This window comes from Bradyrhizobium sp. SZCCHNS2022, assembly GCF_032377575.1.
Taxonomy (GTDB): Bacteria; Pseudomonadota; Alphaproteobacteria; order Rhizobiales; family Xanthobacteraceae; genus Bradyrhizobium; species Bradyrhizobium aeschynomenes.
The window spans coordinates 1734546-1747843 of sequence record NZ_JAUHHZ010000001.1 but is presented as its reverse complement, the minus strand read 5'-3'; the positions used below and the strand labels follow the sequence as shown (position 1 = coordinate 1747843).

11 protein-coding genes are annotated in these 13298 nt (G+C 66.0%); 7 read left to right on the top strand and 4 right to left on the bottom strand.

Annotated elements, in window-relative coordinates; translation table 11 throughout:
* Window positions 1–5 precede the first annotated feature (5 nt).
* Together QXZ94_RS07645 and secG are read right to left on the bottom strand one after the other, a co-directional pair.
* Window positions 6–1637, bottom strand: a complete 1632-nt coding sequence (locus QXZ94_RS07645; RefSeq protein ID WP_172109298.1) for a CTP synthase — start codon at window positions 1635–1637, stop codon at window positions 6–8.
* Between the two features lie 167 nt (window positions 1638–1804).
* On the bottom strand, window positions 1805–2188 hold the full coding sequence (gene secG, locus QXZ94_RS07640; protein ID WP_172109299.1) for a preprotein translocase subunit SecG: 384 nt from the start codon (window positions 2186–2188) through the stop codon (window positions 1805–1807).
* Between the two features lie 210 nt (window positions 2189–2398).
* Between secG and QXZ94_RS07635 the strand changes: the two genes are divergently transcribed.
* Window positions 2399–2965: an XRE family transcriptional regulator gene (locus QXZ94_RS07635; RefSeq protein ID WP_315719905.1), complete on the top strand. Its 567-nt coding sequence runs from the start codon at window positions 2399–2401 to the stop codon at window positions 2963–2965.
* 2 nt (window positions 2966–2967) lie between these two features.
* Window positions 2968–3495, top strand: a complete 528-nt coding sequence (locus QXZ94_RS07630) for a GNAT family N-acetyltransferase (protein WP_315719904.1) — start codon at window positions 2968–2970, stop codon at window positions 3493–3495.
* Between the two features lie 36 nt (window positions 3496–3531).
* Here the strand turns inward: QXZ94_RS07630 and tpiA are convergent, their stop codons facing one another.
* Window positions 3532–4287, bottom strand: coding sequence for a triose-phosphate isomerase (gene tpiA, locus QXZ94_RS07625; RefSeq protein WP_315719902.1), 756 nt, complete (start codon window positions 4285–4287; stop codon window positions 3532–3534).
* A gap of 223 nt (window positions 4288–4510) precedes the next feature.
* Between tpiA and QXZ94_RS07620 the strand changes: the two genes are divergently transcribed.
* From QXZ94_RS07620 to QXZ94_RS07600, 5 genes are all read left to right on the top strand, one after another.
* Window positions 4511–6421 (top strand): peptidylprolyl isomerase, encoded by a 1911-nt coding sequence (locus QXZ94_RS07620; protein WP_315719901.1) that lies wholly within the window; start codon window positions 4511–4513, stop codon window positions 6419–6421.
* 21 nt (window positions 6422–6442) lie between these two features.
* Window positions 6443–7456: an anthranilate phosphoribosyltransferase gene (trpD, locus tag QXZ94_RS07615; protein WP_315719900.1), complete on the top strand. Its 1014-nt coding sequence runs from the start codon at window positions 6443–6445 to the stop codon at window positions 7454–7456.
* 16 nt (window positions 7457–7472) lie between these two features.
* Window positions 7473–8291: an indole-3-glycerol phosphate synthase TrpC gene (gene trpC / locus QXZ94_RS07610; RefSeq protein WP_315719899.1), complete on the top strand. Its 819-nt coding sequence runs from the start codon at window positions 7473–7475 to the stop codon at window positions 8289–8291.
* A 6-nt stretch (window positions 8292–8297) separates the two neighbouring features.
* Window positions 8298–8780, top strand: a complete 483-nt coding sequence (moaC, locus tag QXZ94_RS07605) for a cyclic pyranopterin monophosphate synthase MoaC (protein WP_315719898.1) — start codon at window positions 8298–8300, stop codon at window positions 8778–8780.
* A 151-nt stretch (window positions 8781–8931) separates the two neighbouring features.
* Window positions 8932–11652 carry an EAL domain-containing protein gene (locus QXZ94_RS07600; protein ID WP_315719897.1) on the top strand — a complete coding sequence of 907 codons (2721 nt, stop codon included), beginning with the start codon at window positions 8932–8934 and terminating at the stop codon, window positions 11650–11652.
* A gap of 250 nt (window positions 11653–11902) precedes the next feature.
* On the opposite strand, the gene QXZ94_RS07595 is transcribed toward QXZ94_RS07600, so the two are convergent.
* Window positions 11903–13237 carry a S41 family peptidase gene (locus tag QXZ94_RS07595; protein ID WP_315719896.1) on the bottom strand — a complete coding sequence of 445 codons (1335 nt, stop codon included), beginning with the start codon at window positions 13235–13237 and terminating at the stop codon, window positions 11903–11905.
* Between the last annotated feature and the right edge of the window lie 61 nt (window positions 13238–13298).

Genomic DNA, 13298 nt, shown 5'->3' with positions numbered 1-13298 from the left:
GCGGCCTAGACCAGCCGCGACTGCACCACCGCGGCCTGGATGAACGAAGCGAACAGCGGGTGCGGCTCGAACGGGCGCGACTTCAGCTCGGGGTGGAACTGGACGCCGATGAACCAGGGATGGTCCTCATACTCCACGATCTCCGGCAGCACGCCGTCGGGCGACAGGCCGGAGAACTTCAGGCCGTGCTGCTCGAGCCGGTCCTTGTAGGCGGTGTTGACCTCGTAGCGGTGACGGTGCCGCTCGGAAATCTCGGTCGCGCCGCCATACACCTCGGAGACGCGGCTGCCGCGCTTGAGCGCCGCCGGGTATGCGCCGAGCCGCATCGTGCCGCCGAGATCGCCGCTCTTGGAGCGCTTCTCCAGCTCATTGCCGCGCAGCCACTCGGTCATCAGGCCGACCAGCGGCTCCCTCGTCGGACCGAACTCCGTGGAGTTGGCCTCGGTGATCCCCACCAGATTGCGCGCGGCCTCGATGACCGCCATCTGCATGCCGAAGCAGATGCCGAAATACGGCACGTCACGCTCCCTGGCGAACTGCGCCGCGCGAATCTTTCCTTCCGCGCCGCGCTGGCCGAAGCCGCCGGGCACCAGGATGCCGTTGACGTGCTCGAGGAACGGCGCGGGGTCCTCGTTCTCGAACACCTCGCTCTCGATCCAGTCGAGCTTGACGCGGACCTTGTTGGCGATGCCGCCATGCGACAGCGCCTCGATCAGCGACTTGTAGGCATCCTTCATGCCGGTGTACTTGCCGACGATCGCGATCGTCACGTCGCCTTCGGGATTGCGGACGCGCTCGTTGATCGTGTGCCAGCTGGCGAGCGCCGGCGGCACCCGCGGCTCGATACCGAACGCGGCCAGCACCTCGTCGTCGAGACCGGCGGCGTGATAGGCCTCCGGCACGGCGTAGATGTTGTCGACGTCGCGCGCCTCGATCACGGCGCTCTCACGCACGTTGCAGAACAGGCCGAGCTTGCGGCGCTCTTCCTTGGGAATCGGACGGTCGGTGCGGCACAGCAGGATGTGCGGCTGGATACCGATCGAGCGCAGCTCCTTCACCGAATGCTGCGTCGGCTTGGTCTTCAGTTCGCCGGCGCTCGGAATATACGGGAGCAGCGTGAGATGGATGTAGATCGCGTGATCGCGCGGCAGCTCGTTGCCGAGTTGCCGGATCGCCTCGAAGAACGGCAGGCCCTCGATGTCACCGACGGTGCCGCCGATCTCGACCAGCACGAAATCGTACTCGTCATTGCCCGACAGCACGAAGTCCTTGATCGCGTTGGTGACGTGCGGGACGACCTGGATGGTCGCGCCGAGATAGTCGCCGCGGCGCTCCTTGGTCAGGATGTCCTGGTAGATGCGCCCGGTGGTGATGTTGTCGGCCTTGGTCGCGGGCCGCCCGGTGAAGCGTTCGTAATGGCCGAGATCGAGATCGGTCTCGGCGCCGTCGTCGGTCACGAACACTTCGCCGTGCTGATACGGCGACATCGTTCCTGGATCGAGATTGAGATAGGGGTCGAGCTTGCGAAGCCGGACCTTGTAGCCGCGGGCCTGCAGCAGCGCGCCTAACGCGGCTGAAGCCAGACCCTTTCCGAGCGAGGAAACCACGCCGCCGGTGATGAAGATGTACCGCGCCATGGGACCCTACCTTTAATGCCGCGCGCGCGATTCGCCAAAACGAATCGCCTGCAGCCCGCAACAACGTCGCGGGCCTGTGGGTTACGTCAAAATGTGAATGGTCTCAGGGACTTGAGACCGCCTCCTGATGCAGGGCGCCAAGTGCGTTCCTGCATGGCTTCCCCGCGTTATTGCGACTGCGGAGCGGACGGCGCGCTTGGCGCCGCGGGCGCCTGCTGCTCGTCGGCCTTCTTGAGCTGGTCGAGCACGCCGCCGCTGCCCGGCGCCACCGGCGTCGCGCCACCGGATTGCGTCTGGCCGGGCATGTTGCCGAGAATCGAGGTCGGCTTGCGCTCGAGGCCGGCGAGCCAGGTCAGCAGCAGGCTGGTGATGAAGAAGCCGACCGCCAGCACCGCCGTCGTGCGCGTCAGCAGGTTCGCGGTGCCGCGGCTCGACATGAAGCCGGCGCCGCCGCCCATGCCGAGGCCGCCGCCTTCGGACTTCTGCAACAGCACCGCGCCGATCAGGACGGCGACGATCATGAGGTGGATGACGATCAAGACAGTCTGCATGGTGACCTTCCGTCACAAGCCCTCGCTGGCCCCGACCGGAGGCCGGGATCGCGAGAGCTTCGCGGGCTATTCGGAAATTTGCGCGGTGTTACACGATCAAATCGGGCAACGCCACCCCGCAGATAATCGCAGCCGCGCTTCTCACAAGCGCCGACGCAAGCGGTGTCGCTTCCTCTTGAAAGCCGAACCACATTCCATTATCAGAGACGAATGGATCATATAATAGACGATTTCAGCCAACGGCTCGCCCGGCGTCTCCAGCTGGAGCGCGACGGCCGCGGCTGGTCGTTGGCCGACCTGGCCGAGCGCTCGGGTGTCTCGAAAGCCACCATCAGCAAGATCGAGCGCGCGGAAGTGAGCCCGACCGCCGTGGTGCTCGTCAAGCTGGCCAGCGCCTTCGAGCTGACGCTGGCGGGCCTGATGCTCCGCGCGGAAGCCCAGCCGGAGCGCGTATCGAGAGCCGGCGAGCAGCCGGTCTGGCGCGATCCCGACACCGGTTATGTCAGGCGTCAGGTGTTCCTGCGCCCGGACCATCCGGTCGAGCTGGTGTCCGTCGAGATGCCCGCTCGCCGCAGCGTGACCTTGCCGGCCTCGTCCTACATCCACATCCGCCAGCTGCTCTGGGTGCAGAGCGGACGCCTGACGATCATCGAAGGCGCGGAGCGCCATGAGCTGGGCCCTGGCGACTGCCTGGGCTTCGGCCCGCCGATCGACACCACCTTCGCCAATGAGACCGATGCGCCCTGCACCTATGTGGTGGCGCTTGCCCGGAGTTGAGAATGTCCACGATTCGAATTGCACCCCTGTCCAATACGCCGGCCATTCGCGCCGGGCTGAACGAGATGCTGATCGAGACGGTGGCGAACGGCGGCTCGGTCAGCTTCATGCACCCGCTCGGCGCCGATGACGCCGACGCGTTCTGGCGCGATTCGCTGTCGAGCGCCGCGCGCGGCGAGCGGATCGTGCTCGGCGCGATCGACGGCGATGCGGTGGTGGGGACCGTGACCTTGCAGCTCAAGCTGCCGCCGAACCAGCCGCATCGCGCGGAGATCGCGAAGATGATGACGCGTGTCAGTCACCGCAAACGTGGGATTGCCACTGCGCTGCTGCGCGCCGCGGAAGCTTTGGCTCGCCAGCACGGACGCACGATGCTCGTGCTCGACACAGCCGAGGACGGCGGTGCGTCGGAGCTCTACGAGGGTCTCGGCTTTCAGCTCAGCGGCATCATTCCGGACTATGCCGTGAAGCCGCATGGCGGCCTCACCGGGACCAAGATCTATTGGAAGCGGCTCGGGGAAGCGGCATGACGCGCGGGTGTTCGCGCGCGGTGTTGAGATGGCCCTTCAACATCCCTTCGCAATTGCGAGAAAATCCGCCGCCTTCAGGCTGGCGCCGCCGACCAGCGCGCCATTCACGTTCGCGACCGCCATCAGTTCGGCGGCATTGGAGGGTTTTACCGACCCGCCGTAGAGGATCCGCATCTTCGCGCCTTCCCCCTTGAAGCGATCGGTCAGCAGCTCCCGGATAAAGGCATGAATCTGCTCGACATCCTTCGCCGTCGGCGTCAGACCGGTGCCGATGGCCCAGACCGGCTCATAGGCGACGACCAGATTGCCGGCCTGCGAACCCTCGGGAAGGCTGAGGTTGAGCTGCCCGCGCAGGATGTCCAGTGTCTGGCCGGCATCGCGCTGGTGCTGGGTTTCACCGATGCAGACGATGGCGACCAAACCAGCACGCCAGACCGCCTCGGTCTTCTGGTGCACCACGACATCACTTTCACCGTGATCGGCCCGCCGCTCCGAATGACCGACGATGATGGCGCGCGCGCCGGCATCGGCCAGCATCTCCGCCGAAAGGTCGCCGGTATGGGCGCCCGACGCCTTGGCGTGGCAGTCCTGCGCACCGACAACGATCGCCTTGTTGCCAAGCGCCTTCTCGGCAAAGGCCGACACCAGGGTCGCCGGCGGACAGACCAGTAGATCGGCCTTCGCCGTGACCTCCGCGGCCCCCGCCATCATCGCCTCGAACTCGGCGATCGAAGCCCTCAGGCCGTTCATTTTCCAGTTGCCGGCAATCAGGGGGCGGATGCGGTCGGTCATGGCAGGATTCCAGCAAGCGTTGTGACAGGAGATCGGCTAGCAGAGCCCCTGCAGGAGTACCAGAGCGGGAACGGTCTTCCCACCGCTTCAATCCGCCTCAGGCGCGAGGTTGCGACCGGGCGGCTGCCTCATTATAAGCCGTTCCAACTCGGTGACGCCCTTCCGCGGAATTCGCTCCAAGGTGCGGCCCCTTCATCCTTTTTCCTGCAGACAGATTGGACCCATGCTTCGAGGATTACGCAAGGCCTCATCAAACTGGCTCGGCAAGACCATCATGGCGGTGGTCATGGGCGTTTTGATCGTCAGCTTCGGCATCTGGGGCATCGCCGACATCTTCAAGGGCTTCGGCCAGTCGACGGCTGCAACCGTGGGACGCACCGAGATCTCGATCAACGAGTTCCGCCAGATCTATACCGACCGGCTGCAGCAGATCGGCCGGCAGATCGGCCGTCCGTTGACCACGGATCAGGCCCGCATGTTCGGGCTCGACCGCTCCGTGCTGCAGCAGACGATCGCGGAAGCTGCGCTCGACGAGCAGGCCCGCCGGCTCGGTCTTGGCCAATCCGATGCCGAGACAATGCGGGTGATCCTCAGTGACCCCAACTTCAAGGGCCCGAACGGCGCGTTCGATCCCCAGCGCTTCCAGGCCATCATCCGCAATTTCGGCTTTACCGAGCAGCGCTATCTGGCCGACCAGCGCCGGCAGTCGCTGCGTCGGCAGATCACCGGCACCATCGCGGCCGGGCTCGAGCCGTCGAATACGATGCTCGATGCGCTGAGCCGCTTTCAGAACGAGCAGCGCTCGATCGAATACATCAAGCTCGACGCGGCGCAGGCCGGCACCATCGAGGCACCCGCGCCTGAAGTCCTTGCGGCCTATTTCGACGCGCACAAGGCGCAGTTCAAGGCGCCGGAGTATCGCAAGCTTTCGTTCGTCGTGGTGACCCCAGAAGAAATCGGCAAGTGGACCACCGTCTCGGACGAGGATGCGCGGAAGCTGTTCGATCAGCGCAAGGCTCTGATGGGCACGCCGGAAAAGCGTCAGGTCCTGCAGATGACCTTCCCGAGCATGGAAGAGGCGCAGGCGGCTCGGGCGCGGATTGCGTCGGGCGAAGTCACGTTCGACGAGCTCGCCAAGGAGCGCAACCTGAACCCTGCCGACCTCGATCTCGGATTGGTGACGAAGTCGGCCATCCTCGACCCCGCGGTCGCCGATACCGCGTTCTCGCTGCCGACCGGCGAGGTCAGCCAGCCGGTCAAGGGCGCCTTCAACGTGGCGCTGGTGAAGGTGAGCGCGATCCAGCCCGGCCAGGAGCCGGCCTATGAGAGCGTTGCCGCCGACATCAAGAAGGAGATCGCCGCCGACCGCGCCAAGTCGGAGGTCGCCACGCTCCGCGACAAGATGGAGGACGAACGCGGGGGCGGCTCGAGCGTCGCCGAGGCCGCCAAGAAGCTCGGCCTCAATGCCGTAACGATCGAAGCGGTGGATCGGTCGGGCAAGGAGCCGAATGGTCAGCCCGTCCCGAACATTCCGCTTGGCCTCGATGTCGTGTCCCAGGCGTTCAACAGCGACGTCGGCGTCGACAATGAGCCGATCTCGTTCCGCGGCGGCTATGTCTGGTTCGAGGTGCTCGGCATCACTCCGCCGCGCGACCGCCCCCTCGACGAGGTCAAGGACCAGGTTGCAGCCAAGTGGCGCGACGACGAGGTCGCGGCGCGGCTCCGCGCCAAGGCGACCGAGCTTGCGAAGAAGCTCACCGAGGGCGCCAAGCTTGTCGACGAGGCGACATCGCTCGGCGTCAAGCTCGAGACCGCAAGCGCATTCAAGCGGGATGCAACCCTGCCCGGCGTCCCGACCGGCGCCATCACGGCAGCGTTCCGCACGGCCAAGGACGGCGTCGGACAGACCGAGGCGGATGGCGGCCGGCAGTGGATCGTGTTCCGGGTCACCGACATCGTCGAGCCGAAGGTCGATCTCGCAGCCGACGACGTCAAGAAGCTGAAGGAGCAGTTGCAGCGGGCCCTGGCCGACGAGCAGGGCACATCGTATGTGCTGAAGCTCGAGAAGGATATCGGCACCACCATCAACGAAGCGGCCGTGGCCCAGGTGGTCGGCGGCGGCAGCAATCAGTGACGGCTCGCGAGGAAACGCGTGATGGACGATCTCAAGTCGATCATTGGCAAGGTCGCGACCGGCGCGCCGCTGTCCCGTGAACAGGCCGCGTCCGCCTTCGACAGCATGATGTCGGGCGAGGCCACGCCGTCGCAGATGGGCGCACTGCTGATGGCGCTGCGCGTTCGTGGCGAGACGGTCGAGGAAATCACCGGCGCCGTCAGCGTGATGCGGGCGAAGATGCTGCGCGTCGACGCACCGGCAACCGCTGTCGACATCGTCGGCACCGGCGGTGACGGCTCCGGCTCGGTCAACGTCTCGACCTGCGCCTCCTTCATCGTGGCCGGCGCCGGCATTCCGGTCGCCAAGCATGGCAACCGCGCGCTATCGTCGCGCTCGGGCGCAGCCGACGTGCTCGCTGCGCTGGGCGTCAAGATCGACCTGAAGCCGGACCAGGTCGGGCGCTGCGTGCGCGAGGCTGGCATCGGCTTCATGTTCGCGCCCGCTCATCATCCGGCGATGAAGAACGTCGGCCCGACCCGCGTCGAGCTCGCGACCCGCACCATCTTCAACCTGCTCGGGCCGCTGTCCAACCCCGCCGGCGTCAAGCGTCAGATGGTCGGCGTGTTCTCGCGGCAATGGGTCGAGCCATTGGCACAGGTGCTCAAGAACCTCGGCTCGGAAGCTGCCTGGGTCGTGCACGGTTCCGACGGGCTGGACGAGATCACACTGACCGGCCCGACCTTCGTGGCGGCGCTCGAGAACGGCCATATCCGCACCTTCGAGATCACGCCCGAGGAAGCCGGGCTCGGCCTGTGCGGCAGCGACGGGCTCAAGGGCGGTGACGCCGCGGCCAACGCGGTGGCGCTGCAGAGCGTGCTCGACGGCCTGCCCAGTCCCTACCGCGACGTTGCCCTGTTGAACGCAGCTGCAGCCCTGATCGTTGCCGGCCGCGCCAAGTCGCTCAAAGAGGGCGTGGCGATCGGCAAGGACTCCCTCGACAGCGGCGCCGCCGCGGCGAGGCTGAAGCAGCTGATCGCAGTCTCCAACGGCTGATCTCGCGGAGCGCGTCATGTCCGATATCCTGGCCAAGATCGAAGCCTATAAGCGCGAGGAGATCGCCGCCGCCAAGCATGCGTGCCCACTCTCGGTGCTCGAGGCCCGTGCCCGTGACGCGTCGCCGCCGCGCGGCTTCGTCGCGGCGATCCGGAGCAAGCACGCCAAGGGCGACTATGCGCTGATCGCGGAGGTGAAGAAGGCCTCGCCCTCGAAGGGCCTGATCCGCGCCGATTTCGACCCGCCCGCCCTCGCCAAGGCCTACGAGGCCGGTGGCGCAGCCTGCCTGTCGGTGCTCACCGATACCCCGTCTTTTCAGGGGCATCTGAACTTCATGGTCGCGGCGCGCGCCGCCACCGCCCTGCCCGTGCTGCGCAAGGACTTCATGTTCGACACCTACCAGGTTGTCGAGGCCCGGGCGCATGGCGCGGACTGCATCCTGATCATCATGGCGGCGCTCGATGACGCCGCGGCGCAAGACATCGAGGCGGCGGCACTCTACAGCGGGATGGACGTGCTGATCGAGATCCACGACCGCGCCGAGCTCGACCGAGCGTTGAAGCTGCGCTCGCCGATGATCGGCATCAACAACCGCAATCTGCGCACCTTCGAGACCACGCTGGCAACCTCCGAAGCTTTGGCGCCGCTGGTGCCAAAGGAGCGGCTGCTGGTCGGCGAGAGCGGCATCTTTACGCCCGCGGATCTCGCGCGTCTGGCACGCGTCCAGATCCAGACCTTCCTGGTCGGCGAGAGCCTGATGCGGCAGGCCGACGTGACGGCCGCGACACGCGCACTGCTCGCGCGAGATGCCGCCTCCGTCAGCGCGGCTGAGTAGCTGCAAATGACCGACAAGCCGTCCCTCACCCATATCGACGCCCGCGGCGAAGCGCGCATGGTCGACGTGTCGGACAAGGCCGCGACGGAGCGGACCGCAACAGCCGAAGGTCGCGTGGTGATGAGCCCGGCGACGCTGGACCTGATCGTGTCGGGCAACGCCAAGAAGGGCGATGTGCTGGGCACGGCCCGCATCGCCGGCATCATGGCGGCCAAACGGACCTCCGAACTCATTCCGCTGTGCCACCCTCTGGCGCTCTCCAAGGTCAACGTCGATATCACGCCTGACGCCGCCCTGCCCGGCTGCATCGTTACGGCGACCGTGAAGGTGACCGGCCCCACCGGGGTAGAGATGGAAGCGCTCACAGCCGTGTCCGTCGCCTGCCTGACCATCTACGACATGATCAAGGCCGCCGAGCGCGGGGTCCGCATCGAAGGCATCCATCTGACGGAAAAGATCGGCGGCAAGTCGGGCCATTATCGCGCCTGACGGTATCAGGAAGCCAATTACAACTTCAAATTAATCGTTCGCTAACTCATCTTGCTAACCTCACTTCCATTGCGGGCCTGTAGCCATTGCTATGGGAGGGACGTTGTAGCGGTCCATCCTCAAACGCTCTTTGCACGCGTATTCGGGACCGATGACGACGAACACCAGTCCAGGAAGTGCCCTCAAGGCTTCGGCTGACCGCGGCGGACCAATCCGCTGGCTGGTTGGCGGAGGCCTCGTGCTGATTGCGGCCATCGCGATCGGCGCGACCATCATGGCCGACAGCTTTCGGGAGCGCGCGCTGAACAGCGCGACGCGCGAGCTGGAAAACACCGTGCTGCTGCTGGCGCGTCACTTCGATCAGCAGATGGAGGACCTCGGCGCGATCCAGCGCGATCTCGCCAACTACGTCCGGCTGAGCCGCATCGACACCAGCGTCCGCTTCAAGGAGCAGATGGGCACTGCGGCCGTCAACGCGATGCTGAAGGGCAAGCTGAGCGCGGTGTCCTATGTCGGCGGCGTCAGCATCTTCGATTCCGACGGCAACCTGATCAATTCGGCAACCGCTTGGCCGGTGCCGCCCGTCAACGTCGCTGATCGCACCTATTTCAAGCGGCTGAAGTCTGACCCGACGGCGCCGCAATTGCTGATCGAGCCGGTCGTGAGCCGCGTCACGGGAACGAACGTTGCCGTGATCGCGCTCAAGCTGACCGCCCCGAACGGCGAGTTCCTCGGGGTCATCAGCCGCACTCTCGAACCGGTCAACGTCGAGCGCTTCTTCGCGTCCGTCGCGCTCGGACCGGACGCTGCGATCTCGATGATGCATCGGGACGGCGTCTTGCTGGCACGCTATCCTCGCCATGAGGGGATGCTGAGCCAGAACTACAAGGACGCGCCGATCTTCCGCCAGATCCTGGCCGGCGACGGCAACACCACCGGCATCTTCAGCAGCCCGGTCGACGGCGAGCATCGCATTGGCGCGTCGCACCGGCTGACGAGCTATCCGCTGATCGTCACCGCGACGACCACCGTGTCCGCGGCGCTGGCCGACTGGCGCGAGCAGATGAGGTTCCTGATCGCCGTCGGCTTGATCTCGGTGCTGCTGATCGCCGGCATGCTCACCGTCGTCGTGCGACGGCTGATCAGCGATCACGAGGCCTCGAGCCGCCGCTTGACGCTGGAGAAGGAACGCCTCGACAAGGCCGTCAACAACATGACCCAGGGTCTGCTGCTGTTCGATGCATCGGAGCACCTGGTCATCAGCAATCAGCGCTACATCGACATGTACGGCCTGTCGGCCGATGTCGTGAAGCCCGGCTGCACGTTCCGCGAGCTGATCGCCCACCGCAAGGCATCCGGCTCGCTCGCCGGTGACGACGCAGAATATGCCGATGCCGTGTTGCGCAACATCGGCCGCAAGACCTCCCAGATCATCGAGACCACCGACGGCCGCTGGATCCAGATCGTCAACGAGCCGATCGTGGGCGGCGGCTGGCTTGCAACCCACGAGGACATCACCGAGCGCAAGCGGTCCGAGGAGCAGATCACGCATCTGGCCCACTATGACGCCCTGACGGATCTGCCCAACCGCACCCTGTTCCACGAGCGGCTGAAGCAGGAAATGGCCGGCGTGGCGAGCGGCCGGCAGCTGGCGCTGCACTACATCGACATCGACGAGTTCAAGGGGGTCAACGACTCGCTGGGCCACCTGATCGGCGACGAACTGTTGAAGTCGGTTGCAAGAAGCCTGCAGGCCTGTGTCGGGACAGCCGGCTTCGTCGCGCGTCTGGGCGGCGACGAGTTCGCGGTGGTGCAGACCACGATCAAGAGCCGCGAGGACGTCAGCTGCCTGATCGACGAGATGCTGGCCGCCATCCGCGCCCCGCGCGACTGCCTCGGCCACCAATTGACCGCAGACGCCTCGATCGGCGTGGCGCTGATTCCGCAGCACGGCACCGACATCGACCAGATCATGAAGAACGCCGATCTGGCGATGTACGCCGCCAAGGCTGCAGGACGTCGCACGTGGCGCTTCTTCGAGCCGGAGATGGACGCCCAGGTCAAGGCCCGCCATCAGCTCGAGGTTGACCTGCGCCAGGCAATGGTCGACGACCAGCTCGAGGTCTACTACCAACCCTGCCTCAGCCTGCAGGACGACCGCATCGTCGGCTGCGAGGCGCTGGTGCGCTGGAGGCACCCGACCCGCGGCTACGTCTCGCCCGCCGAGTTCATCCCGATCGCCGAGGACACCGGCCTCATCAACCAGCTCGGCGAGCGCGTTCTCAACGTCGCCTGCACCGAGGCTGCGACATGGCCGGATGACATCCGGCTCGCGGTCAACGTCTCGCCGGTGCAGTTCAAGAGCGGCACGCTCGCGCTCAAGGTTGCCAAGGCGCTCGCGGCCTCCGGCCTGTCGCCGCGCCGGCTGGAGCTGGAGATCACCGAGGCCGTGCTCATTCGCGACGACGATGCGCTCGACACCCTGCACGAGCTGCGCGCGCTCGGCGTCCGCATCGCGCTCGACGATTTCGGCACGGGCTATTCCAGCCTGAGCTATCTGCAACGGATCCCGTTCGACAAGATCAAGATCGATCGCTGCTTCGTCAAGGACATCACGGAGAGCGAAGGCTCCGCCGCGATCGTCCAGGCCGTCGTCAACATCGCCGCGATCCGCAAGATGTCCACGACGGCGGAAGGCGTCGAGACCGAGGCGCAGCGCCAGGTGCTGAAGCGGCTCGGCTGCTCGGAGATGCAGGGCTACCTGTTCAGCCCCCCGAAGCCCGCAGCCGACGTCCGAGGCCTGTTCGAGGCGCATCGCGCCCATGGCCGGAACGGGTCGACCGGCCGTCGCCCGCGCTCCGATGCGGCCTGACGGACAGGCTTTCAACCGCTAAAAACCGCTGCAATCTGGTCCTTTTCCGCAAGCCGTTTTCAAACCCTGTCTTCAGGTCGCCACGCCGGACGCTTGCAGGCGGCCCTCGCCGCGGAAATATCTCGAGCGGCGGACATGGCCATGTCCGCCCGTGCACACTGGTCGAAAACCACGACGGGACGGCTGCAAAGCCGCCCCGTCGGTGTGAGAGCGGAGCAGGCGCGAGATCCCTCGCGCCCTGCCCTTCATCTCAATTCGGCACCGCTGCCTTGGCCCGGACGTCCGCATTCACGGTGACGCCGCGCAGCACGTTGAAGGCCGCGTGCAAGGCCTTGTCGTCCTTCTCGTCCGGCGGAACGTAGGACTGCGAGCCGGTCTGCTCGGTGCCGTCGGCAGCCGACAGATGGCCGCGCATTCCCGCCTCGCCCTTGAGGTCGGCACGATCCTTCAACTCGTCCGGAACGTCCTGCTTGACCTCGATGTCCGGCGCGATGCCCTGCGCCTGGATCGAGCGACCGGACGGCGTGTAGTAGCGCGCCGTGGTCAGCGCCAGCGCACCATTGCCGGCACCGAGCGGAATGATCGTCTGAACCGAGCCCTTGCCGAACGAGCGCGTGCCGACCAGCGTCGCGCGCTTGTGATCATGCAACGCGCCCGCCACGATCTCCGACGCGGACGCCGATCCGCCGTTGATCAGCACCACGAGCGGCTTGCCCTTGGTGAGATCGCCGCCGCGCGCCGTGAAGCGCTGCGTCTCCTCGGGATTGCGGCCGCGGGTGGACACCACCTCGCCTCGCGGCAGGAACGTGCTGGACACCGACACCGCCTGGTCGAGCAGGCCGCCCGGATTGTTGCGCAGATCGACCACGAAGCCCGCGAGCTTCTCCTGCGGAATCTCCCTGGAGATGCTGGCGACCGCCTTGCGCAGGCTCTCGGTGGTCTGCTCGTTGAACGAGGTGATGCGGATGTAGCCGATATCGCCGCCCTCGGTGTGATAGCGCACCGGCCGCACGCGGATGATCTCGCGCGTCAGCGTGACGTCGAGCGGCGCGTCCTTGCCCTTGCGGATGATGGTGAGCTTGGTCTTGGTGTTGACGCCGCCCTTCATCTTGGCGACCGCCTGCTCGAGCGTCAGGCCCTGAACGCTGTCGCCGTCGATCTTGGCGATAAGGTCGCCGGAGAGGATGCCGGCCTTCGAGGCCGGTGTGTCGTCGATCGGCGCGACGACCTTGACGAGCCCGTCCTCCATGGTGACCTCGATGCCCAGGCCGCCGAACTCGCCGGTCGTGGTCTCCTGCATGTCGCGCCAGGACTTGTCGTTCATGTAGCGCGAATGCGGATCGAGCGAGGACACCATGCCGTTGATGGCGCCCTCGATCAGCGCAGGATCGTTCGGCTTCTCGACATAGTCGGCACGAACACGCTCGAACACCGCGCCGAACAGATTGAGCTGCGAATAGGTGTCGGCCATTCCGGCGGCGGCCTTCGCCCGTGCGACGAGTTGCGCACCCTCGGGGCCTGCGACCATCAGGGTCAGACAGACGCCGGTCATCGTGCCTGCCAGGAACAGCCAGTTTTTCCGCATTGCTTTGCTTCCCGAGGGTTTGCTTGGTGGCCGGCAGATCACATGGTCCGAACGCAACGCC

Coding starts and splice junctions, on each gene's coding strand:
- moaC (WP_315719898.1), top strand. CDS start 8,298: ATGACCGACAAGCCGTCCCTCACCCATATCGACGCCCGCGGCGAAGCG.
- QXZ94_RS07645 (WP_172109298.1), bottom strand. CDS start 1,637: ATGGCGCGGTACATCTTCATCACCGGCGGCGTGGTTTCCTCGCTCGGA.
- QXZ94_RS07635 (WP_315719905.1), top strand. CDS start 2,399: ATGGATCATATAATAGACGATTTCAGCCAACGGCTCGCCCGGCGTCTC.
- tpiA (WP_315719902.1), bottom strand. CDS start 4,287: ATGACCGACCGCATCCGCCCCCTGATTGCCGGCAACTGGAAAATGAAC.
- trpC (WP_315719899.1), top strand. CDS start 7,473: ATGTCCGATATCCTGGCCAAGATCGAAGCCTATAAGCGCGAGGAGATC.
- QXZ94_RS07600 (WP_315719897.1), top strand. CDS start 8,932: ATGACGACGAACACCAGTCCAGGAAGTGCCCTCAAGGCTTCGGCTGAC.
- trpD (WP_315719900.1), top strand. CDS start 6,443: ATGGACGATCTCAAGTCGATCATTGGCAAGGTCGCGACCGGCGCGCCG.
- secG (WP_172109299.1), bottom strand. CDS start 2,188: ATGCAGACTGTCTTGATCGTCATCCACCTCATGATCGTCGCCGTCCTG.
- QXZ94_RS07630 (WP_315719904.1), top strand. CDS start 2,968: ATGTCCACGATTCGAATTGCACCCCTGTCCAATACGCCGGCCATTCGC.
- QXZ94_RS07595 (WP_315719896.1), bottom strand. CDS start 13,237: ATGCGGAAAAACTGGCTGTTCCTGGCAGGCACGATGACCGGCGTCTGT.
- QXZ94_RS07620 (WP_315719901.1), top strand. CDS start 4,511: ATGCTTCGAGGATTACGCAAGGCCTCATCAAACTGGCTCGGCAAGACC.